This window comes from Streptomyces sp. NPDC002734 (assembly GCF_040295685.1).
In the GTDB taxonomy this organism is placed as follows: Bacteria; Actinomycetota; Actinomycetes; order Streptomycetales; family Streptomycetaceae; genus Streptomyces.
This window is the reverse complement of record NZ_JBEOVU010000033.1, coordinates 1-19405: the sequence shown is the minus strand read 5'-3', so window position 1 is coordinate 19405 and position 19405 is coordinate 1. Positions and strand designations below refer to the sequence as shown.

The following is a 19405-nucleotide window of genomic DNA, read 5'->3' as shown; positions in this document are numbered from 1 at the left end:
TGCCGCGGGTCCGTTGATTGCGGGGAAGAGGACTCTGGCCCTTCAGATCGCCCACAACCGGTCCGCCCGCGGCCTTGAGGGGCTGATCTTCACCCGGGACGACCGTGCCGGTGAGGGCAAGCTGTCCTCGCGCCTGGGGCTGGTGACGGACGCGGTGGAGGCCGGCACCGGGTTCGACCTGTACGGGTACGTGGTGGACCGGCTGCAGCGGGGCGGCCGCATCGACTACGTCATCGCCGACGAGGCGCAGTTCTTCGCCCCGGAGCAGGTCGACCAGCTGGCGCGGATCGTGGACGACCTGGAGATGGACGTCTACGCCTTCGGCATCACGACCGACTTCCGGACCCGCCTCTTCCCCGGCTCGCAGCGGCTGATCGAACTCGCTGACCGCGTCGAGACCTTGCAGGTCGAGGCGTTGTGCTGGTGCGGGGCCCGCGCCACGCACAACGCCCGCACGGTGGGCGGCGTGATGGTCGTCGAGGGCGAGCAGGTCATGGTGGGCGACGTCGCCAACCAGCCCGACGAGATCGGCTACGAGGTCCTCTGCCGGCGCCACCACCGCAAGCGGATGACCAGCCTGACGGCGCGGGCGGGAACGCTGTCGCCGGACGTGCTGCCCGTCACGAACTGAGGATCCTCGGGTCGGGCCACGAACGTCACGGCTACAGACTGCTCTTGAGTTTCGCGGTACGCGGGTACGTCGTCCCGTTGATCTCGGGAATCCAGTCCGGGGTGTTCGCGAGGGCCACGTCCACGATCTCCTGGGGCGTGACGACACCGTACGCCGAGCCGTCGGCGCCCGCGGGCCTGGTGCCCTCGGAGACGTGCTGGGAAGACTCGGCGCCATCGCTCTTGCGGATGACCGGGCCCCAGACGTGCACGAAGTCGATCTGCCAACCGCCGTTCAGGTACATCCAGTGGACCGTCGCCTTCTTGATGCGCGCCGTCCGCCGCCCCACCTGCATGGTGAAGTCCTCCAGCAGCAGGGTGGTGTACGCCTTCACCAGAACCTGGGTCGTCGTCTCATCAACCGTTATCCGCACGAGAAGCGCTCCTCCGTTGTCCCGTTGACGTACGGACCTTACGAGCTCGGGCAGTGGGGAGCGACCGCTTCGGCTGCCCCGTGAGTGACCGCGGGTGCTCCGTCAGCCGGCGGCCGCGACTGCCGACCGCCTCGCGTCCGCGGTCCCCGCGCACCGGGAGAGGTGCTCCACCCCGACGATGCGGTGGCGGGCGTGCACGAGGCGGCGGGCGCGTGGGGAACCGGGGGCGGGCATTGTGGTGACGCCCCCGGGAACGGTTGACTCCCGCCGCATGACCCACTACGTGAAGACGTTCCACGCCCTGGAGATCGGCGACGGCGGCGACGGGCGATGGGCGGCGCACCTGCGGACCATGGACATGGAGTCGCGGGCGGAGGACTGGCTGACCGAGGAAGGCCGGACGCCCGAGGGCGCGGCCCGGGCGCGCGGACTGTTCGAGGTCCACATGCCCGAACTGGTCCCGGCACTCGACCGGCTCGCCGCCCAGGTGGACGCCCCCTGGGCGGGAACCCTCCTGACCCTGGCGGCGCTACGGCCGTTCTTCTCCGGCTGCACCCAGATCGGCGAACCGGGCGCGCTGCTCAGGAACTACGACTTCGCCCCGGAGGACTGCGAGGGCACCATCGTCTCCTCCCGCTTCCTGCGGCCGGTGATCGGCATGCAGGACGCGGGGTGGGGGCTGCTCGACGGGATGAACGACGCCGGCCTCGCCGTCTCCCTCACCTTCGGCGGACGGTTCGTGCACGGGCCGGGGTTCGCCCTGCCCCTCGTGCTGCGCTGTCTCCTGGAGACCTGCGACACCGTCGACCAGGCGGTGGACAGGCTGCGCTCGACACCCGTCGCGATCCCGCAGAACGTGACCCTCGTCGACCCGCACCGGACCCTGACCGTGCACGTGGGGCCCGACATCCCCCTGACCGAGGCGCCCGGCCACTGCGCCGCCAACCACCAGCACCAGCCGGTGCCGGACGAGCAGGAGCGTTTCTCGCGGACCCAGGAACGGCTCGCCGCAGTGCGGGCGGCGGGCGTCGACGTGGCGGTGATGCTGCGGCCGCCGCTCTACCAGTACGCGTACGACCAGGGGCTGGGCACGATGTACACCGCCCACTACCGCCCCGCCGAGGGCCGTGTGACCTACCACTGGCCGGGGGAGAGCTGGGAGCAGGGCTTCGCCTCCTTCGAGGAGGGGGCACGCACCATCACCCTCGGGAGGCCGTGACGGCCCGCCCCTGCCTCGCGGGCGGGCGGCAAGACGACCCGACGGCGGGACGCTCGGACGGCGGGACGACCCGACGACGGGACGCCCGGACGGCGGGAGGGCCGGGCGAACGCGTTCGCTACGATCGCCGCATGCCAGCCGGAAAAGAGCCCGTCAGCCGTCGTGAGCGGCCTGCCAAGCCCGCCCTGACCAGGCAGTGGATCGTCAACACCGCCGTGCGGATCATGCGGGACGAGGGACTCGACAAGGTCACCATGCGCCGTCTGGCGAAGGAGCTGGACACCGGTCCGGCCTCGCTGTACGTGTACGTGGCCAACACCGCCGAACTGCACGCGGCCGTCCTCGATGCCCTGCTGGGCGAGGTCGACCTCTACGCCGAGGATGCGGGCGCGGGCTGGCGCGACCAGCTCGTCGCCGTGCTGACCTCCTACACCCTTGCGCTGTTCCGGCACCCGCAACTGGCCCGGTCCGCACTGGTGGCGCGTCCCAGCGGCGAGAACTACCTGAACCTCGTCGAGCGCGTCCTGGAGCTCCTCTCCCGCAGCGGCGCGCCCGGCGAGCAGGTCGCCTGGGGCGTCGACAGCCTTCTGCAGTACGCGACCGCCACCGCCGCCGAGCACGCGACCCAGGAGGCCGACCCCGCGGGCGGGAAGGAGTGGGACGCCTTCACCCGCGCCCTGCGCGACGCGGACGGGACCACCCGTCCGACGATCAAGGCCCTCCTGCCCGACCTGCTCGGCGGGTCCGGCTCCGCCCGCATGGCCTGGGGTTTCGACGTCCTGATCAACGGCATCACCCGCACACCGCTGCCGGACGCCGCGAGCTGACGCACGGGGGTCGCGCGGCCCGTCGTCATCCGTCCTCGGCCCGACGCCCTGCGGCATGCGCTCCGGCGAACTTGTTCGCAACGAACATGTTCGTTACCTTGGAGAGGTCAGATCGGGCGACGCAGTCGTCCCGTGTCCGGCGCCTGGGGGGTCTCCCTCCGTGCGCGTACCGCACCTCTTCCGCATCGGAGGCGTCACATGAACCACCACGCGAGCACCCACCACGCGAGCACCCACCACCCCATTGCGATCATCGGCGCGGGTCTCGGGGGCCTCACCGCCGCCCGTGTCCTGCACCTCCACGGCATCGCCGCGACCGTCTTCGACCTCGAGGAGTCACCCGAGGCCCGGACCCAGGGCGGCATGCTCGACATCCACGAGGAGAACGGCCAGAAGGCGCTGCTGGCCGCCGGTCTCCACGACGGGTTCCGCGCGATCGTGCACGAGGGCGGTCAGGCCATGCGCCTGCTGGGCCCGGACGGCGCCGTCCACGTCGCCCACGAGGACGACGGCACCGGCGGCCGCCCCGAGGTCGACCGCGGCGACCTGCGCGACCTCCTCCTCGACTCCCTGCCCGAGGGCACGGTCCGGTGGGGCCGGAAGGCCACCGGCGTGCGTGCGGTGGGCGAGGGCCGCCACGAGGTGGACTTCGCCGACGGCTCCACGGTCACCACCGGCCTTCTCGTCGGCGCCGACGGAGCCTGGTCACGGGTCCGCCCGCTCGTCTCGGAGGCGCGGCCCGCGTACACCGGGATCTCCTTCGTGGAGACCGACCTCTTCGAGGCCGCCACCCGCCACCCCCGCAGTGCCGAGGTCGTCGGCGGCGGCTTCCTCCTCGCCCTCGGCGACGAGCGCGGCTTCCTCGCCCACCTGGAGACCGACGGCAGCCTGCACGTCTACGCCGCGCTCAGGGCCGAGGAGGGCTGGACCGACACCGTGGACTTCACCGACCACGCCGCCGCCAAGGCAGCCGTCCTGGCCCACTTCGAGGGCTGGGACGAGGGCCTGCGCGGCCTGGTCGCCGACGCCGAGACGATCACGCCCCGGCGCATCCACGCGCTGCCCGTCGGTCACCGTTGGGACCGGGTGCCGGGGGTGACCCTGCTCGGCGACGCCGCGCACCTGATGTCGCCGTTCGCCGGCGAGGGCGCCAACCTGGCCATGTTCGACGGCGCCGAACTCGCTCTCGCCGTCGCCGCGCACCCCGGCGACATCGAGGCCGCGCTCGCCGCGTACGAGGCCGCGCTCTTCCCGCGCAGCGAGGCGTCCGCCGTCGAGTCCGCCGCAAGCCTGGACACCATGTTCGGCGCGCGAGGACTGGAGCGGACGGCCGCCTTCTTCTCGCAGGGCCCGGCGGCCGCGGCCGGGTAACCGCCCCACGTCACCGGTTCTCGACCCCGGCCGGACGAGCTCCTCGCCCGGGCCGCCGGGCCGCCGGGTCCCGGATCAGCGGGCCCGCTCGTCCTGGCCGGCGACTTTGGCGGTGGCGACGGCGATGCGGTTCCAGGTGTTGATGGTGAGGATCAGGGCGAGGACGCTGGCGAGTTCCGGCTCGTCGAAGTGGCGGGCCGCCTCGGCGTACACGTCGTCGGGGACGCCGGCCCGGGAGACCAGGGTGACGGCCTCGGTCAGGGCGAGAGCGGCCTGCTCCTTCCCGGTGAAGAAGTGCCGGGCCTCGCGCCAGACGCCGATCATGTGCAGGCGGGCCTCGTCCTCGCCGGCCTTGCGGGCGTCGGTGGTGTGCATGTGGAGGCAGTAGGCGCAGCCGTTGAGGAGGGAGGCCCGGATCTGGATCAGCTCGACCAGCGCCGGGTCGATGCCCTCGCGGGCTGCGGCGTCGAAGCCGACGAGGGCCCGGAAGGCCTTCGGCGCCGCCTTCGCGAAGTTCAGGCGCGGGGCGTGGTCGTGTCCGGCCGCGGCGTCGGGGGAGAGGGCGGGGGCGGGAGCGGTCGTGGTGTGCGTGGTGTTCGTCATGCTTCGAAACTAGGGTGCGGAAAGACCTCCGTGGAGGTGCATTTCCATGCCGGTTTCCTGGGTCAATTCGCGTCCGCGTCCGGGCTGCCGTGAGAAGCACGCGAGTCCCGGGCCGCGCCGGGGGCCCTCCGCCCACCCCCGTCCTCCGCCGCCCGCCCCCGTCCTTCGCCGTCCTCCGCCGTCCGCCGTCCGGCGGAACTTCCGACGCGCACGTCCGCGCCGCCCGGCTTCCGGTGCGGTGCCGCGGACCCCTGTGGAGACGCCTCGGAACCCGGGCCGGGCCGCGAACCGTGCGGCTGTCGCCGGCGGCCGGGCCCCGGCCGGTGCGGGCCGGCCTGATTCGTCACGGGCCACGCGGGGGAGTCCTGGCAGTGGCGTACCCACCCCTCCTCGTGGAAAGGCCGAGCGCGCGTGAAGGTGAAGCACGACGGTCACGGCAGGAGCCGTGATCTCCAGGTCAACCCGGTGTTCAGCCGCGAGCCGCTGCGCGTCCCCCGGTACGAGCTGCCGGCCGGCGAGATGGAGCCGGCCACGGCCTACCAGGTGGTGCACGACGAGCTGATGCTCGACGGCAACGCCCGGCAGAACCTGGCGACGTTCGTCTCCACCTGGGCGGAGCCCGAGGCCCGGCGGCTGATGGACGAGTGCGCCGAGAAGAACATGATCGACAAGGACGAGTACCCGCAGACCGCGGAACTCGAGACCCGGTGCGTGCACATGCTCGCCCGGCTCTGGCACGCCGAGGACACCCGGCACGCGACGGGCTGCTCCACCACGGGGTCCAGCGAGGCCGCCATGCTGGGCGGACTCGCCCTCAAACGGCGCTGGCAGCACCGTCGCAGGGCCGAGGGCAGGCCCACCGACCGGCCCAACCTGGTCATGGGCAGCAACGTCCAGATCTGCTGGGAGAAGTTCGCCGACTACTTCGAGGTCGAGCCCCGCTACGCGCCCATGGAGGGGGAGACCTTCCACCTCACGCCCGACCGGGCGGTCGCGCTGTGCGACGAGAACACCATCGGCGTCGTCACCGTGCTCGGCTCGACCTTCGACGGCAGCTACGAGCCCGTCGCGGACATCGCCGCGGCCCTGGACGACCTCCAGGGCCGCACCGGACTGGACGTCCCCGTCCACGTCGACGGCGCCTCCGGCGCGATGATCGCCCCCTTCCTCGACCCCGACCTGCGGTGGGACTTCCGGCTGCCGCGGGTCGCCTCCATCAACACCTCCGGTCACAAGTACGGCCTGGTCATGCCCGGGGTCGGCTGGGTCCTGTGGCGGGACCGGGACGCGCTTCCCGACGACCTGGTCTTCCACGTCAACTACCTCGGCGGCGACATGCCGACCTTCGCGTTGAACTTCTCCCGCCCCGGGGCCCAGGTCGTCGCCCAGTACTACAACTTCCTGCGGCTGGGATTCGACGGGTACCGGCGGGTCCAGCAGACCTGCCGCGACGTCGCCACCCGGCTGTCCGGGGAGATCGCGCGGCTGGGCCCCTTCGAGCTGATCACCGACGGCAGCGACATCCCCGTCTTCGCCTTCCGGGTGCGCGACGGGGAGGAACGCTTCAGCGTCTTCGACGTGTCCGCGGCGCTGCGCGAACGGGGCTGGCAGGTGCCTGCCTACACCTTCCCCCAGAACCGCTCCGACCTGGCCGCCCTGCGCATCGTGGTCCGCGTCGACTTCAGCCACGACCTGGCCGATCTGCTCCTGGAGGACCTGCGCCGCGCGCTGAGCCGGCTGGAGACGCAGGACGCGCCGCGGCGCGGTGAGGAGGCCGGCGGTTTCGCCCACGGCGCCGAGACCAGGAACCCAGGCCGTCCCGGCCGCGGTTGACGACGGGCGGTGCCGAGACCCGCACCCCCGCCCCGCCCGCCGCCGGTGACGGCGGACCACCGCCCCACCCCTACGGAGGTACGCCGTGTGCCGTCTCTTCGGTCTCAGCAGCGCCCCGCGCCGCACGCACGCCACCTTCTGGCTCCTCGACGCGCCCGACAGCCTCAGCGACCAGAGCCACCGCGACCCCGACGGCACCGGTCTCGGTCACTTCACCGCCGACGGCGCCCCCCGCGTCGACAAGGCCCCGGTCGCGGCCTACCAGGACCGCGCCTTCGCCCAGGAGGCCCGCCGGGTGGAATCGGCGACCTTCGTCGCCCACCTGCGCTTCGCCTCCACCGGCGGCCTCGACGCCCGCAACACCCACCCCTTCGCACAGGAGGGGCGGCTCTTCGCGCACAACGGGGTCGTCGAGGGCCTGGACGCGCTCGACGACCACCTGGGCGAGGACCGCTCCCTGGTGCGGGGCGACACCGACTCCGAGCGGTTCTTCGCCCTGATCACCCGGGAGACCCGGCGGCACGACGGCGACGTCACCGCGGGGATCCGGCAGGCCGCCCGCTGGATCGCCGCGAACCTGCCGGTCTACGCCCTCAACCTGATCCTCGTCACGCCGCAGGAACTGTGGGCGCTGCGCTACCCGGACACCCACGACCTGTACGTCCTGCGACGCGGGGCGGGCGGCCTCCACGGCGGCCGGCACCTCGACCACAGCGGCAGCAACGGCCGGATGCGCGTCCACTCCACGAACCTGGCCGACCACCCCGCCGTCGTCCTCGCCAGCGAGCGCATGGACGACCACCCCGACTGGCGCCTGCTGGACGCCGGTGAACTGCTCCACGTCGGCCCCGACCTCGGCGTCACCCGCCACGAGGCCCTGTCCGGACCCCCGGCCCACCTGCTCACCCTCGACGACCTGCGGCCCGACGCGGCGGCCTCGCAGAAGGCCGTCTGATGGCTGCCTTATGCCGCCTGAAGGCCGTCCGAAGGCCGGTCCGGCGAGCGCTCATGAGCCGTCAGGCGACCTCGGCTAGGGTGCACTGCCATGCCGGAATCATGGGTCGATTCGGCGGCGCGTGTCGGCAGTGACCTGCACCTGGACCTGTCCGGTCCCGGCAGCCGCCGCGCCGTGCTCATCCGCGCCCTGCGGGAGGCGGTGCGCGAGGGACGCCTCGCGCCCGGCACCCGGCTGCCGCCCTACCGCTCGCTGGCCGCCGACCTCGGCCTGGCCCGCAACACCGTCGCCGACGCCTACGCCGAGCTCGTCGCCGAGGGCTGGCTGACCGCGCGCCAGGGCTCCGGCACCCGGGTGGCGGAACGCGCCGCCCCGCCCTCGTCGCGTCGCCGCAGGCCGCACCGCGTCGCCGGGCAGCCGGCCGGCCCGGCGCACAACCTCCGGCAGGGCGCGCCCGAGGCCGCCTCCTTCCCCCGCACGGCCTGGCTGGCGTCCGCCCGGCGGGCGCTGGGCTCCGCGCCCGACGACGCCTTCGGCCCCGGCGACCCGCGCGGCCGCGTCGAGCTGCGCCGCGCGCTCGCCGACTACCTGGCCCGCGCCCGCGGGGTGCGGGCCGACCCCGACCGGATCGTGGTGTGCTCCGGCGTCGCGCACGCGCTGCGGCTGCTGTTCGACGGCTCGCGCGGCGCGGCCGGCGGGGTACTGCGCGGTCCGTTCGCGGTGGAGTCGTACGGGCTCGGGTTCCACCGCGGCATCCTGGAGAGCGCGGGCGCGCGGACCGTGCCGCTGGGGATCGACGAACAGGGGGCCAGGATCGAGGAGTTGGCCGACGTGAGGCCACGGGTGCGGGGCGTCCTGCTCACGCCCGCGCACCAGTTCCCCACCGGTGGACCGCTCCACCCGGCCCGGCGTGCCGCGGTCGTCGACTGGGCCCGCGCCGGTGACCGACTGGTCCTCGAGGACGACTACGACGGGGAGTTCCGCTACGACCGGGAGCCCGTCGGCGCACTCCAGGGCCTGGACCCCGAACGGGTCGTCCACCTCGGCTCGGTCAGCAAGAGCCTGTCCCCGGCGGTACGGATCGGCTGGATGGTGCTGCCCGGGCACCTCGTCGACGGCGTGCTCGCCGCCAAGGGCGAGCGGGAGGCGTGGGCGGGCGTCGTCGACCAGCTGACGCTCGCGGACTTCATCGTCTCCGGTCGGTACGACCGGCACATCCGCCGGATGCGCCGGCACTACCGGGACCGGCGCGACCAGCTCGTCACCGCCCTCACCGAGCGGGCCCCGCACGTCACGGCCACCGGCATCGCGGCAGGGCTGCACGCGGTCCTGCGGCTGCCGCCCGGGACGGAGGCGTCCGTGGTCAAGGCGGCCACCTGGCAGGGGATCGCGCTGGACGGCCTCGCCGCCTTCCGGCACCCCGGGGCCACCACACCGGCCGGGGACGGACTGGTCGTCGGCTACGCCGCCCCGGCCGAGCACGCCTACCGGGCGGCCCTCGACGCCCTGCTCCGGGCCCTGCCGCCCGGCGACGTCGTTCCAGGCTCCACCCGGTGATCCCCCCTGCGCCGTGGCGTCCGCGCCGCAGCGTGTCGCGGTGGCGAACAGTGCGACCCCGCACTCCCGGACCCCCGAGCAGGCCACCTGCACGGTCACCGTCCGCCGAACCCCTGCGCCCGGCGCGCCCGTCAGAGCCCGAAGAGGGCGGCCGCGTTGTCGTGGCACACCGCGCGAAGCCAGTCGGGGCCGCAGCCCAGCCGTTCCAGGACCTGGAGCTGGTGCAGGTACGGGTAGGGGATGTTGGGGAAGTCGCTCCCCAGCAGGATGCGGTCGCCGAGGTCGGCCAGCCGCGGCAGAGCCCGCCGGGGAAAGGGCATGAAGCCCTCGGTGAAGTCGGTGAACGCCATCGTGGTGTCCAGCCGCACCTCGTCGTGACGATCGGCCAGATCGAGGAACTCCTCGTACTCGGGCATGCCCATGTGCGCGACGACCAGGCGCAGCCTCGGGTGACGCGCCAGCACCCGGGCGACAGGCTCGGGGCCGGTGTGCTTGCCCGGAGCGGGACCCGAGCCGCAGTGCGTCACCACCGGCACGCCCGCCTCGGCCAGCAGACCCCACGCGGGGCTCAGCAACTCGTCGGCCGGGTCGTACGCCCCCACCTGGACATGGGCCTTGAAGACCCGGGCGCCCGCCTCCAGCGCCTCGCGGACGTACGCCTCGACGTCGGGCTCGGGATACAGCGTGGCGGTGTGCAGGCAGTCCGGGGTGCGGCGGGCGAACTCGGCCGCCCAGCCGTTCAGCCAGCGGGCCATGCCCGGCTTGTGCGGATAGACCATGGAGGTGAAGGCCCGCACGCCGAACTCCCGTAGCAGCGCCGCGCGTTCGTTCTCCTCCGCGCGGTAGGTGATCGGCCATCCCAGCCCGCCGATCAGCGGGCCCGCGGTGTCGAAGTACGCCCACACCTTGCGCAGGACGCTCTCCGGCATGAAGTGGGTGTGCACGTCGATCAGTCCGGGCAGACCGAGCCCGCTCCAGAACCGGCGCACCTCACCGGCCTCGTCGCCGACAGCGGTACGGGGGAGACCCACCGGGGACCACCTCTCCTTCGGACGGCCGGCGGCTGCCGCCGGGGCCTGCGTGTCGGGACGCGCTCGTCGTTCCCTGAATATCAGCTCCCGCTCCGGCACGCGGCGTCGGGTGGGGGAGCGGACGCAGCGGTGCCCGACCGATTGTCGGTCGGCGGTGCCATGATCCGGCCATGCTGTACGACGCGCACCGCGCTCGGCCGCTCGTCGACCTGCTGGAGGAGCAACGGGCCGAGGCGCGAGGGAACTGGAGCTCGATCGACGAGCGCGGCCGCGCCGCGAACAGACGGATCCAGGCGGAGATCGACGCATGGCTGGCTGCCTGCCCGGACGACGAGGGCCGGGCCGCGGTCATCTGCCTCATGCTCGGCATCACCTTCGCCGTCACGACCTTCTGGCACCACCAGGACGAACTGGGCATCGTCATGCCACGGGTGCGCGACTGGACCATCGGCGAGCTCGCGGTGCTGCTGCACCGTGTCACGGAGAAGGACCTGCAGCACGTGTACAGCGACACGCTCTGCATGGTCCTGGACGTCGTCGAACAGCTGGACGCGGACAGCTGTCGGGCACTCGAGCCGTGGCTGCAACACGTGCACAGGCAGCTCATGGAATGTCATGGGAAGGACCTGGCCGGACGAGGGTCGGCGGGACATCGGCTGCGGACTCTGCTGGCCCGTGTGGACGAGGCCGGCATCCCCGAGGGGCTGATACCCGCGGACGACCGCTGGGCCGCTCCGCTGCGGGAGCGGGTGGCCTCCGCGCCCTCCCGCGAACTGGCCGACCTGCTGCGGCACCTGCCGATCGTCCCGGGGCCGCGCCCCACCCGGACCTGGCGACGGACGTGCCTGGCCCTGGCGGACGCGGCGTCGGCGCGGGACGTGCTGGCCGACGTCCTGGGGCGGCTGGCCGAGGAACGCCCGATGTGGAGGGTGACGGACGTCGTCCCCTCGATGGCCGTCGGACCCCTCCAGAGCCACCTCGTCCACCCGACCGACGGCGAACTGGTCCGCGGCCTGATCTGGGCGGCCGCGACGACCGGCGGTCCGGCCGCGGTGCCGCACCTCGACGTGCTGACCACGCGCTTCGCCGGACTCACCGCCGAGGTGTGCGGGAACATCCGACTGGCCGGGGCGGCCGTCAAAGCCCTCGCCGACATCGGCGGTCAGGACGCCCTCGACGTCCTGCGGCGGCAGCGTGACCGGATCGGGAACCGGGTCCTGCGGAAACAGCTGGAGACCGCCTTGGGCGCGGTGGCGGAAACGCCGCGTCACGGCGGAGCGGTTGACCGAACGCAGCGTCCCTGACCACGGCCCGGCGCCCGACGGTTCGCCGGAACAGGAACTGGTCGGTCACGGCGTGCGGCCGGCGACCGAGGTCACCCTGTGAGCGGAACACCACCGCGGCACGACACGGAGCGGCCGGGGCCGACCGCTCCGGTCGGTCGGGTCACCCGAGGCCGCGGGCGTCCTGCTTGAGGGCGGTGTCCACCGTGAGGGCGGTGGCGACGACCAGGCTGCGCAGGGGCTCGGGCAGCTGCTGGTGGATCTGCAGGACGTAATTGTCGGCGGTGGTGAAGAGGGTCTTGGCCAGGCCCTCCCAGGTCTTGGTGATGCGGGCGACCTCGGTGCCGGTGTGGTCCACGACGGCGAAGTTCCAGGCACGCCAGTTCTCCGCGCGGATCTCGCCGAGCTTGGCGCCGTTCGCGGTGATCGCGAAGTTGATCTTGCCGATCGCGTTCTGCTGGACGATCTCGCCGACCGGCGTGCCGTCCGGACGGGTCACCACGACCCGGGACTTGATGAACTTCGCGGGGCGGGTGAGCAGCAGCAGCGGCTGGCCGTAGGCGTCGCGGATCTCCAGCCGGTGCGTCAGGTACTGGTCGAGGCTGCTGACGAAGCGCAGGATCTTGCGCAGGGTGCTCTGGCCGACCTGGACGACCGAGCCGATGTGGGCGCCCTGCTGGTCCATCACCTTGTACTCGTTGACCAGCTCGACCAGCTTGGCTTTCTGGTTCACGACCAGGACCGGCTCGGTGAAGATCGAGCCGGTGCCGGTCACGGGGGCCTGGACGCCGGCCTGCTGCTGGACCTGCCGGGCCACCCGGGGGTCGGGCATCTGGGGGGCCGCCTGCGGTGCGCCCTGGACGGGCGCGGTCTGCTCGGTCCAGCGGGCGCCGTCCCAGTAACGCAGGAGCTGCTGGGCTCCCTGGGGGTCGGGGTACCAGCCGGCGGGGTGTGTGGGATGTGTGGTCACCTGCGGATGCTACGTGTGTTCGACGGGAATGCGCCACGAGTAACGGACAGCCGCCCACCCGGAGGGCGTCGGCGGTCCGGTCAGTCCTTGATTCCCATGTGGTGGAGCAGGACGGCGTCGCGGACCCGGGTCGGCAGGTACTGGTTGAGGCGGAGGAACAGCGAGCTCCTCCGGTCGACCTGGTGGAAGAGCTTGGGCCTCCCGGCCAGGACGACGGCGGCGATCCGGGCGGCGGCCTGCTCGGGCGTGGTGGCCCGGGCGACCAGTTCCCTGTCACGCGCCACGAAGCGGGAGGCGCGCTCGAAGTAGGGCGAGCCCTTCGCCGGCAGCACGAGGGCCTTGGCCGCGAAGCCGGTGGCGACCTGGGCCGGCTCGATCAGGGCGACCCGTACGCCGTACGGCTCCACCTCGAACCTCAGCGACTGGACCATGCCCTCCAGGGCGAACTTGGTGGAGGAGTAGACCGATTCGAAGGGGAAGGGGATCCGCCCGACCAGCGAGGAGACGGCGACCAGCTTGCCCCTGCGACGCTCCCGCATGCCCGGGAGGAAGGCCTGGAACAGGGCGGCGGCGCCGATCACGTTGATCTCGAAGGCGCGCAGGGCCGCGTCGAGGTCGGCCTCCTCGAACGGCCCGAAGAACGGGACGCCGACGTTGGACACGACGGTGTCGACATGTCCCCATCGTGCCAGCGTGTCGTTGCGGAAGGTCCGGACGGCCGGTCGGTCGCGGATGTCGAGGGGGACGAGGTGGTGGCGGACGCCCTTCGCGTCGAGTTCCTCCGCCAGCGACGTCAGACCGGTCTCGTCGACGTCGAATCCGGCGATCGACGCGCCCCGGTCGGCGAGCAGCAGGGCGGTCCGGCGGCCCATGCCGTCGGCGAGCCCGCTGATCACCACGTGCTGGGTCATCCGATACCTCCTGGGTGTTGCCTGGTGCGGGTGGTGCGGGTGGTGCGGGTGGTGCGGGTGGTGCGGGTGGCGGGGGCGCGTGGGCGGCCGCCGCCGGTCAGCGGCCGCGGAAGAGGGGGGCGCGGCGTTCGGCGGACCCGGTGACGCCGGCGACCGCGTCCTCGGTGCGCCAGAGCCGCTGCTGTTCGTCCACCTCGCGGGCGAGGGCCGCCTCGAGCCCGTCGAGCAGGTCGGCGCGCATCGTGGCCCGCATGGAGCGGACCGCCAAGGGGGCGGTGGCCGCGATCTCGTGGGCGAGGTCGAGCGCGACGGCACGCTCGTCGCCGGGATCCGCGAGGCGGTCGGCGAGGCCGGCGTCCAGGGCCTTGGCGCCGACCAGTGGGCGGCCGGTGTAGAGCAGCAGTTCCGCGCGGGTGCGGCCGACGATCCTCGGCAGGGTCAGGCTCAGCCCGAAGCCGCAGGGGAAGCCCCGGCGGGCGAAGTCGGCCTCGAACCGGGACGAGGGCCCGGCGATCCGGAAGTCCGCGGCACAGGCCAGGCCGAGGCCACCGCCGACGGCCGCGCCCTGGACCGCGGCGATCACCGGGACGTCGAGCCGGAGGATCCGTGCCGCCTGCTCGTGGACGGCGGTGGCCGAGGCGCGCGGGTCGAGTGCGCCGCTGGCGTCCGTGAGCCGGATGCCGGCACAGAAGTGGCGTCCCTCCGCGCACAGCACGAGGGCTCTCGCGCCGTCGGCGGCCGCGCGCTCGCCGGCGTCGGCGATCGCGGCGAGCAGGTGGCGGTCGAAGAAGCCCGTCGGCGGGGCGTGCGTCTCGACGACCGCGACGTGACCGTCCCGGGTGAGGGTCACCCGGCTCTTCTCGGCGGTGCTCATACCGGCGGCGCTCCTTCGTGGCCTCCGGCCGGCTGCTCAGGAATGGACGCCCTCCAGGTAGCGGGTGGTCTCCAGGGCGGCGGCGCAGCCCGCGCCCGCCGCGGTGACGGCCTGCCGGTACCGGGCGTCCACGACGTCGCCCGCCACGAACACCCCGGGCAGGTCGGTGGCCCCGCCCGGGCCGGTGGTGTGCAGGTGGCCGGTCGGCGTCAGCGTCAGGAACCCGTCGGCCAGCCGGGTGCGCGGGGTGTGCCCGATCGCCACGAACAGGCCCTGCACCGTGAGGTCGGTGCGCTCGCCGGTGGCGGTGTCCTCCACGCCCAGCCCGGCCAGCTTGCCGTCGCGGCCGCGCAGCAGTTGCCGCACGACGCGACCGGTGCCGATCTCGACGTTGTCCAGCGACCGGACGCGCTCCAGCAGGACCGGGGTCGCCCGGAACCGTTCTCCCCGGTGGAGCAGCCGTACCCGCCGCGTGTGCCCGGCCAGGGCCAGCACCCACTCCATCGCGGTGTCACCGCCGCCCACCACCGCGACGTCACGGCCCTTGAACAGCGGCGCCTCGCAGATCGCGCAGTAGGCGATGCCGCGCCCTCCGCTGAGCTCCGCCTCGCCGGGCAGGCCCAGGCGGCGTGGCGCGGAACCGGTGGCCAGCACGACGGCGCGGGTGCGCACGGTCCCCTCGTCGGTGACGACCTCGTGGACCGCGTCCCGGGCGGACGGGTCGCCGGCGGCGTACCGGATCTCGTCCGCGTCCAGGGTGACCACGGTGGCCCCGGCACGCTCCGCCTGCTCGCGCATCCGGGCCATCAGCACGGGGCCGTCGATGCCCTCGGGGAAGCCGGGGAAGTTCTCCACCGGGCCCGCGTCCATGAGCCGGCCGCCGGGCGTCGGGCCGGCCAGCACCAGGGGCGCGGCGCCCGCCCGCGCCAGGTAGAGGGCGGCCGTCCAGCCGGCCGGCCCGGCCCCGACGACGACCGCGTCGACGGTGCCGGAGGGCAGGGCCGTCCCGTCGGTGATGCCGGCCCACATGCTCACCGGGCGCTCACATCGCTTCCAGGCCGTCGGCCCAGCGGGCCGTCTCGTTGAGCGGCGCGACGGTGAAGCCGTCCCCCGCCGAGCGCGGCAGCCGGACGGTCTGGCTCCAGGTCGCGCCGAAGGTCGGCATCCACACGGAGTGCTTGCCGGCGCCGCCGGCGACGAGGACGCGGATGTCCTGCGGCGCGCGGGCGATCGCCACCCGGTGCCCCCACTCCTCGAGCAGCAACCGGTAGCCGCCCCACAGGCTCGCCTCCTGGAGCTTCTCCGCGCCGACCCGGGTGGCGTCGACACGGGCGTGCTCGAACAGGTACTGCTGGACGTCGGCACGCGACAGACCCGCGTCGGCGAGCAGCCGCGCGTGCTCGGGGCCCAGCACGAGGAACTGGTCGCCGCCGCGGTAGACGGTGTTGGCGCCGGGCGTCGCCATGGTCGCCGCGATCGTCCGCAGCAGGTTCCCGGCGGTGGACGACCGGTGGTCGTTGATGTTGTGCGGGCCCTCCACGGCCGCCACCGTCACCAGGCTGTCCGCCGGGTCCCAGCCGTCGGGCCACTCCAGCTGCGCGCCGAAGGGCGGCCAGGGGCTGTCGGCCCGGTTCTCGGCGAAGCAGAACGACCACTTGGCCGGGGCGCCGTGGGTCGCCCGGTCCATGTCGTCGGCCTGGCCGTCCCCGGGACGGGCGCCGCCGACGTTCATCGCGACCAGACGAACGGCCCGGCCGATCGTGCCGTTGGCGCGGAACCCGGAGCCCATGCAGCCCGCCCCGCCCGCGACGGCGAGCTCGCCCGCGACCGGCCCCTGGACGACGACCATCAGCGCGCACGGATGGGTGGTGGTCTGGGTGCCGTACAGGTTGAAGTCCGGCTGCTGAAGGGCGACGACCGCGGCCTCCAGCACCGGCATGTACGCGGGCAGGCAGCCGGCCATCACCGCGTTCGCGGCGAGCCCGCGCAGGGTCAGCTCCGCGCCGCGCGGGGCGAGAGGACCGAGGGAGGCGTCGGGGTCCCGGGTCGCCGCGGTGAGGAAGCGCTCCACCCGTTCGGTGGTCGGCACGACCACGGGCAGGCCGTCCGTCCATCCCCACCGGTACAACTGCTCGGCGGCGGTCTCCTCGTCGTGCGCGTCCGCCAGGGTGACGAGGTCCGGCCCTTCGGGGGCGGTCACGAGGCGTACCGCTCGATCTCGGTGGTCAGGGCGAAGACGACGTCGTCGACGGCGAGCGGGGTGACCCGCTCGAAGGCCTCCTGCTGCGGGATCCCGCCGACCGGGTGGGCGACTACGGCCAGCCCGAGCGCGTCGGCGCCCCGGACGGCCAGCACCTGCCGGGACAGGCCCTCGAACAGGGTGGACGTCATGCCGCACACCGGCAGGCCGCGGCCGGCCAGGGCGGCCATGTCGGCCGCCGCCCAGGAGGCCCCGGAACCGCAGTCGAGCATCGCCACCACCGCGGCGTCGCACTCCTGCACCACACGGTCGAGGAGTTCGCCGGCCGCGGAGATCGCGGGGACCCTCTTGGTGTAGAGGCGCGGTGTGATGCCGTAGAGCCGGACCAGTGCGGCGGCCACGCCCTCGAGCACCTTGTCGGCGTTCGTCCTGCTGTTGCTCAGGAACCCCACGGTCAGCCCGTGGAGTGCGGGGACGGTCGCGCGGGGGACCGACTCCGGGGCCGCCCCGTGACCGGTCGGATCGACGATCGTGACGCCCATCGGGTCCCCTCCCTTGACGCCGCAGGCTGTGACGCGGATCGTATGCAGCCCGGAAGTTACGATCAAGAGATCTTACGAATCAAGGAATATTGATGGCTGTACGTCCGGGTTCCCGCGCACGCCCCCGGCGTGCCGCCGGCGCGGAGGTCTCCGCGGACGGGACCTGGACCAACTTCCCCCGCCGCCACCGTGTCCGCCCGCGGCACGTCGTGGCGCCGGCCGACCTCGGCGAGCTGCGCAGGGTGCTCGCGGAGGCCGCCGCGGAGGGCTCACGGGTACGGGTCGTCGGCAGCGGCCACTCCTACAACGACGTGGCCGTCGCCCCCGAGACCCAGGTCTCCCTGCGTCACCTCGACCGGGTGCTCCACGTCGACACGGCCTCGGCCCGGGTGACGGTCCAGGGCGGCATCACCCTGCGGGCGGTCCGCGCCGCGCTCCACCGGCACGGCCTGGCGTTCGCCAACATGGGCGACATCGACCACCAGACGATCGGCGGCGCCCTCTCCACCGGCACGCACGGCACCGGCCTGCACGCGCCGGCGTTCGCCTCGCAGGTGGTCGCGATGGAACTGATGCTCGCCGACGGCTCGGTCGTCCGGTGCGACGACCGCGATCCCGGTCTGCTCGACGAGGCCCGGGTGAGCCTCGGGGCGCTCGGCGTCGTCGTCCAGGTCACCCTGCAGGCCGTGCCGGCGTACCGCCTGCGCAGGTCCGACGCGGTCGTCACCCGCGAGCAGGCCTACACCCTCCTCGCGGACCCGCCGGCCGTCGACCACATCGGCCTCTACTTCCTTCCGTACATCGACCAGGTGCTGATGTGGACCGCCGAACGCACCGCCGACCCGGTCGACCGGCCGTCGGCCCTGACCGAGTGGTTCCGCGACGTGGTGAAGGTCAATCACGGCCTGCGCGCCATGGGGACGGTGGCGCGCCGGGCGCCGGGCACGGCGCCCGCGCTGAGCCGGGCGTTCGCCCGCGGGATCAGGCCGGCGACGACCGTGGACACTTACGACCGGGTCTTCCTGCGGCCCCTGTTCGTCCGGCACGACGCCTTCGAGTTCGCCGTGGAGCAGGCCGCCGGCCCCGAGTGCGTGCGCCGGCTGATGTCCGCGGTGGAGGACGCGGGGGCGCCCGTCGCCTTCCCCTGCGAGACCCGCGTCTCCCCGGCCGAGTCCGCCTGGCTGCACCCCGCCCACGGCCGCACCTCGACCTGGGTCGGCGCCGCGGTCCAGTCGCCCGGCATCGACGTCGACGAGGCCTGGGAGCAGGCGCAGCGGGCGTGCGTCGAGCTGGGCGGCGGCCGGCCGCACTGGGGCAAGTGGCACACCCTGGAGGCCGCCGAACTGCGCGGTCTCTACCCGCGATGGGACGACTTCGCCGCGCTGCGCGGCGAGCTCGATCCGCAGGGTTTGTTCGGGAGCCCGGCCGTCGATCGTGTGCTCGGCGGCGTATAAGTAGGATCAGGACATGGTGGACATGCCCCAGCAGGATTCCGGTGCTACCGACCGCGAGATCGAGGCGCTGATGCGTCTCGTCCACGTGATCGAGGCCGAGCACCGCGCCCGTCCGACGTCCTCGCTGGACCTGCGCGCCCGGATGCTCATCCAGGAACTCGGCCTCAACGGGGAGTCGCCGATCCTCTCGGTGCGCCGCAGCCTGCGGTTGTCCCCGTCGACGCTGACCAGCCTCGCTGACCGGCTCGAGCGCGACGGCTACCTCGAGCGCCGCCGCCACCCCACCGACCGCCGGACCGTCGTCCTCGCACTGACCGCCGTCGGCCGGCGGGCCTTCGCGGCGGAGCGGGAGTTCTACCGCCACCTCATCGACGACTCCCTGCGGTCGCTCGACGCGGCGGCCCGCGCCCACGTCCTCACGGCCCTGGCGAGCATCGCTCCGGGGGCGGAGGAGGAACCTGCCTAGGATGTCCGGCGGCGGGACGGGCGAAGGCGAAGGGGCGGCATGCGGGCGATCACGTACCGGGAACTCCGTGACGGGTTCCAGGAGTTGGGGGTGCCGTCCGGGGGAGTGCTGATCGCGCACAGTTCGCTGTCCGCCCTATGGCCTGTCCGGCGGATCATGCACGTGGGTCGCGGGGTCTGGCACGCACGTCTGCGGCGTTGTCGTCGGTCGACGACGCTCCGCGTCGCCTCCCTCCTCCGCCTTGCAGCCGCACGCACCAGACCCCG

At 73.5% G+C, this 19405-nt stretch carries 19 protein-coding genes; 10 read left to right on the top strand and 9 right to left on the bottom strand.

Translation table 11 applies throughout. The features are described 5' to 3' along the window. Positions 1-13: 13 nt before the first annotated feature. On the top strand, positions 14-631 hold the full coding sequence (locus ABT026_RS25365; RefSeq protein ID WP_351117463.1) for a thymidine kinase: 618 nt from the start codon (positions 14-16) through the stop codon (positions 629-631). 31 nt (positions 632-662) lie between these two features. Here the strand turns inward: ABT026_RS25365 and ABT026_RS25360 are convergent, their stop codons facing one another. After that, positions 663-1043, bottom strand: a complete 381-nt coding sequence (locus ABT026_RS25360; protein WP_351117462.1) for a hypothetical protein — start codon at positions 1041-1043, stop codon at positions 663-665. Between the two features lie 271 nt (positions 1044-1314). On the opposite strand from ABT026_RS25360, the gene ABT026_RS25355 reads away from it, so the two are divergent. The 3 genes from ABT026_RS25355 to ABT026_RS25345 all read left to right on the top strand — a co-directional run bounded on the left by ABT026_RS25355 (position 1315) and on the right by ABT026_RS25345 (position 4460). Then, positions 1315-2262, top strand: a complete 948-nt coding sequence (locus ABT026_RS25355; RefSeq protein ID WP_351117461.1) for a C45 family autoproteolytic acyltransferase/hydrolase — start codon at positions 1315-1317, stop codon at positions 2260-2262. A gap of 131 nt (positions 2263-2393) precedes the next feature. Next, positions 2394-3089, top strand: coding sequence for a TetR/AcrR family transcriptional regulator (locus ABT026_RS25350; protein WP_351117460.1), 696 nt, complete (start codon positions 2394-2396; stop codon positions 3087-3089). A gap of 198 nt (positions 3090-3287) precedes the next feature. Further along, positions 3288-4460, top strand: coding sequence for an FAD-dependent oxidoreductase (locus ABT026_RS25345; protein WP_351117459.1), 1173 nt, complete (start codon positions 3288-3290; stop codon positions 4458-4460). A 75-nt stretch (positions 4461-4535) separates the two neighbouring features. Here ABT026_RS25345 and ABT026_RS25340 read toward each other — a convergent pair whose 3' ends face one another. After that, positions 4536-5063: a carboxymuconolactone decarboxylase family protein gene (locus tag ABT026_RS25340; protein ID WP_351117458.1), complete on the bottom strand. Its 528-nt coding sequence runs from the start codon at positions 5061-5063 to the stop codon at positions 4536-4538. A gap of 411 nt (positions 5064-5474) precedes the next feature. On the opposite strand from ABT026_RS25340, the gene gad reads away from it, so the two are divergent. From gad to pdxR, 3 genes are all read left to right on the top strand, one after another. Further along, on the top strand, positions 5475-6896 hold the full coding sequence (gene gad / locus ABT026_RS25335) for a glutamate decarboxylase (protein ID WP_502968053.1): 1422 nt from the start codon (positions 5475-5477) through the stop codon (positions 6894-6896). Between the two features lie 85 nt (positions 6897-6981). Next, positions 6982-7851, top strand: coding sequence for a class II glutamine amidotransferase (locus ABT026_RS25330; RefSeq protein WP_351117457.1), 870 nt, complete (start codon positions 6982-6984; stop codon positions 7849-7851). Between the two features lie 90 nt (positions 7852-7941). Then, positions 7942-9408 carry a MocR-like pyridoxine biosynthesis transcription factor PdxR gene (gene pdxR, locus ABT026_RS25325; RefSeq protein ID WP_351117456.1) on the top strand — a complete coding sequence of 489 codons (1467 nt, stop codon included), beginning with the start codon at positions 7942-7944 and terminating at the stop codon, positions 9406-9408. A 131-nt stretch (positions 9409-9539) separates the two neighbouring features. Here the strand turns inward: pdxR and ABT026_RS25320 are convergent, their stop codons facing one another. Beyond that, positions 9540-10439 (bottom strand): amidohydrolase family protein, encoded by a 900-nt coding sequence (locus ABT026_RS25320; RefSeq protein ID WP_351117455.1) that lies wholly within the window; start codon positions 10437-10439, stop codon positions 9540-9542. 170 nt (positions 10440-10609) lie between these two features. Between ABT026_RS25320 and ABT026_RS25315 the strand changes: the two genes are divergently transcribed. Further along, positions 10610-11743 carry a hypothetical protein gene (locus ABT026_RS25315; protein WP_351117454.1) on the top strand — a complete coding sequence of 378 codons (1134 nt, stop codon included), beginning with the start codon at positions 10610-10612 and terminating at the stop codon, positions 11741-11743. A gap of 142 nt (positions 11744-11885) precedes the next feature. Here ABT026_RS25315 and ABT026_RS25310 read toward each other — a convergent pair whose 3' ends face one another. The 6 genes from ABT026_RS25310 to ABT026_RS25285 form a co-directional block, all read right to left on the bottom strand. Continuing rightward, positions 11886-12692: an LURP-one-related family protein gene (locus ABT026_RS25310; RefSeq protein WP_351117453.1), complete on the bottom strand. Its 807-nt coding sequence runs from the start codon at positions 12690-12692 to the stop codon at positions 11886-11888. Between the two features lie 80 nt (positions 12693-12772). After that, positions 12773-13603: an SDR family NAD(P)-dependent oxidoreductase gene (locus ABT026_RS25305; protein ID WP_351117452.1), complete on the bottom strand. Its 831-nt coding sequence runs from the start codon at positions 13601-13603 to the stop codon at positions 12773-12775. Positions 13604-13700: 97 nt separating this feature from the next. Beyond that, positions 13701-14477 (bottom strand): enoyl-CoA hydratase/isomerase family protein, encoded by a 777-nt coding sequence (locus tag ABT026_RS25300; protein WP_351117451.1) that lies wholly within the window; start codon positions 14475-14477, stop codon positions 13701-13703. 36 nt (positions 14478-14513) lie between these two features. After that, complete coding sequence (locus ABT026_RS25295) at positions 14514-15506, bottom strand: NAD(P)/FAD-dependent oxidoreductase (RefSeq protein ID WP_351117500.1); 993 nt, start codon at positions 15504-15506, stop codon at positions 14514-14516. Positions 15507-15519: 13 nt separating this feature from the next. Beyond that, positions 15520-16677 carry a hypothetical protein gene (locus ABT026_RS25290; RefSeq protein ID WP_351117450.1) on the bottom strand — a complete coding sequence of 386 codons (1158 nt, stop codon included), beginning with the start codon at positions 16675-16677 and terminating at the stop codon, positions 15520-15522. After that, positions 16674-17219 carry a UGSC family (seleno)protein gene (locus ABT026_RS25285; protein ID WP_351117449.1) on the bottom strand — a complete coding sequence of 182 codons (546 nt, stop codon included), beginning with the start codon at positions 17217-17219 and terminating at the stop codon, positions 16674-16676. The genes ABT026_RS25290 and ABT026_RS25285 overlap by 4 nt, the downstream gene beginning before the upstream one ends. Positions 17220-17311: 92 nt before the next feature. On the opposite strand from ABT026_RS25285, the gene ABT026_RS25280 reads away from it, so the two are divergent. After that, a complete protein-coding gene (locus ABT026_RS25280; RefSeq protein WP_351117448.1) occupies positions 17312-18673 on the top strand; it encodes a D-arabinono-1,4-lactone oxidase in 1362 nt (453 codons plus the stop codon). Positions 18674-18686: 13 nt separating this feature from the next. Then, the gene (locus ABT026_RS25275) at positions 18687-19139 is read left to right on the top strand and encodes a MarR family winged helix-turn-helix transcriptional regulator (protein WP_351117447.1); all 453 of its coding nucleotides are present in this window, start codon (positions 18687-18689) and stop codon (positions 19137-19139) included. Positions 19140-19405: the final 266 nt, after the last annotated feature.

What these genes read in the sequence shown, in the direction of transcription:
- ABT026_RS25355 (WP_351117461.1), top strand. Translation starts at nt 1,315, where the DNA reads ATGACCCACTACGTGAAGACGTTCCACGCCCTGGAGATCGGCGACGGC.
- ABT026_RS25350 (WP_351117460.1), top strand. Translation starts at nt 2,394, where the DNA reads ATGCCAGCCGGAAAAGAGCCCGTCAGCCGTCGTGAGCGGCCTGCCAAG.
- ABT026_RS25345 (WP_351117459.1), top strand. Translation starts at nt 3,288, where the DNA reads ATGAACCACCACGCGAGCACCCACCACGCGAGCACCCACCACCCCATT.
- ABT026_RS25340 (WP_351117458.1), bottom strand. Translation starts at nt 5,063, where the DNA reads ATGACGAACACCACGCACACCACGACCGCTCCCGCCCCCGCCCTCTCC.
- pdxR (WP_351117456.1), top strand. Translation starts at nt 7,942, where the DNA reads ATGCCGGAATCATGGGTCGATTCGGCGGCGCGTGTCGGCAGTGACCTG.
- ABT026_RS25315 (WP_351117454.1), top strand. Translation starts at nt 10,610, where the DNA reads ATGCTGTACGACGCGCACCGCGCTCGGCCGCTCGTCGACCTGCTGGAG.
- ABT026_RS25305 (WP_351117452.1), bottom strand. Translation starts at nt 13,603, where the DNA reads ATGACCCAGCACGTGGTGATCAGCGGGCTCGCCGACGGCATGGGCCGC.
- ABT026_RS25300 (WP_351117451.1), bottom strand. Translation starts at nt 14,477, where the DNA reads ATGAGCACCGCCGAGAAGAGCCGGGTGACCCTCACCCGGGACGGTCAC.
- ABT026_RS25295 (WP_351117500.1), bottom strand. Translation starts at nt 15,506, where the DNA reads ATGTGGGCCGGCATCACCGACGGGACGGCCCTGCCCTCCGGCACCGTC.
- ABT026_RS25285 (WP_351117449.1), bottom strand. Translation starts at nt 17,219, where the DNA reads ATGGGCGTCACGATCGTCGATCCGACCGGTCACGGGGCGGCCCCGGAG.
- ABT026_RS25280 (WP_351117448.1), top strand. Translation starts at nt 17,312, where the DNA reads ATGGCTGTACGTCCGGGTTCCCGCGCACGCCCCCGGCGTGCCGCCGGC.
- ABT026_RS25275 (WP_351117447.1), top strand. Translation starts at nt 18,687, where the DNA reads ATGGTGGACATGCCCCAGCAGGATTCCGGTGCTACCGACCGCGAGATC.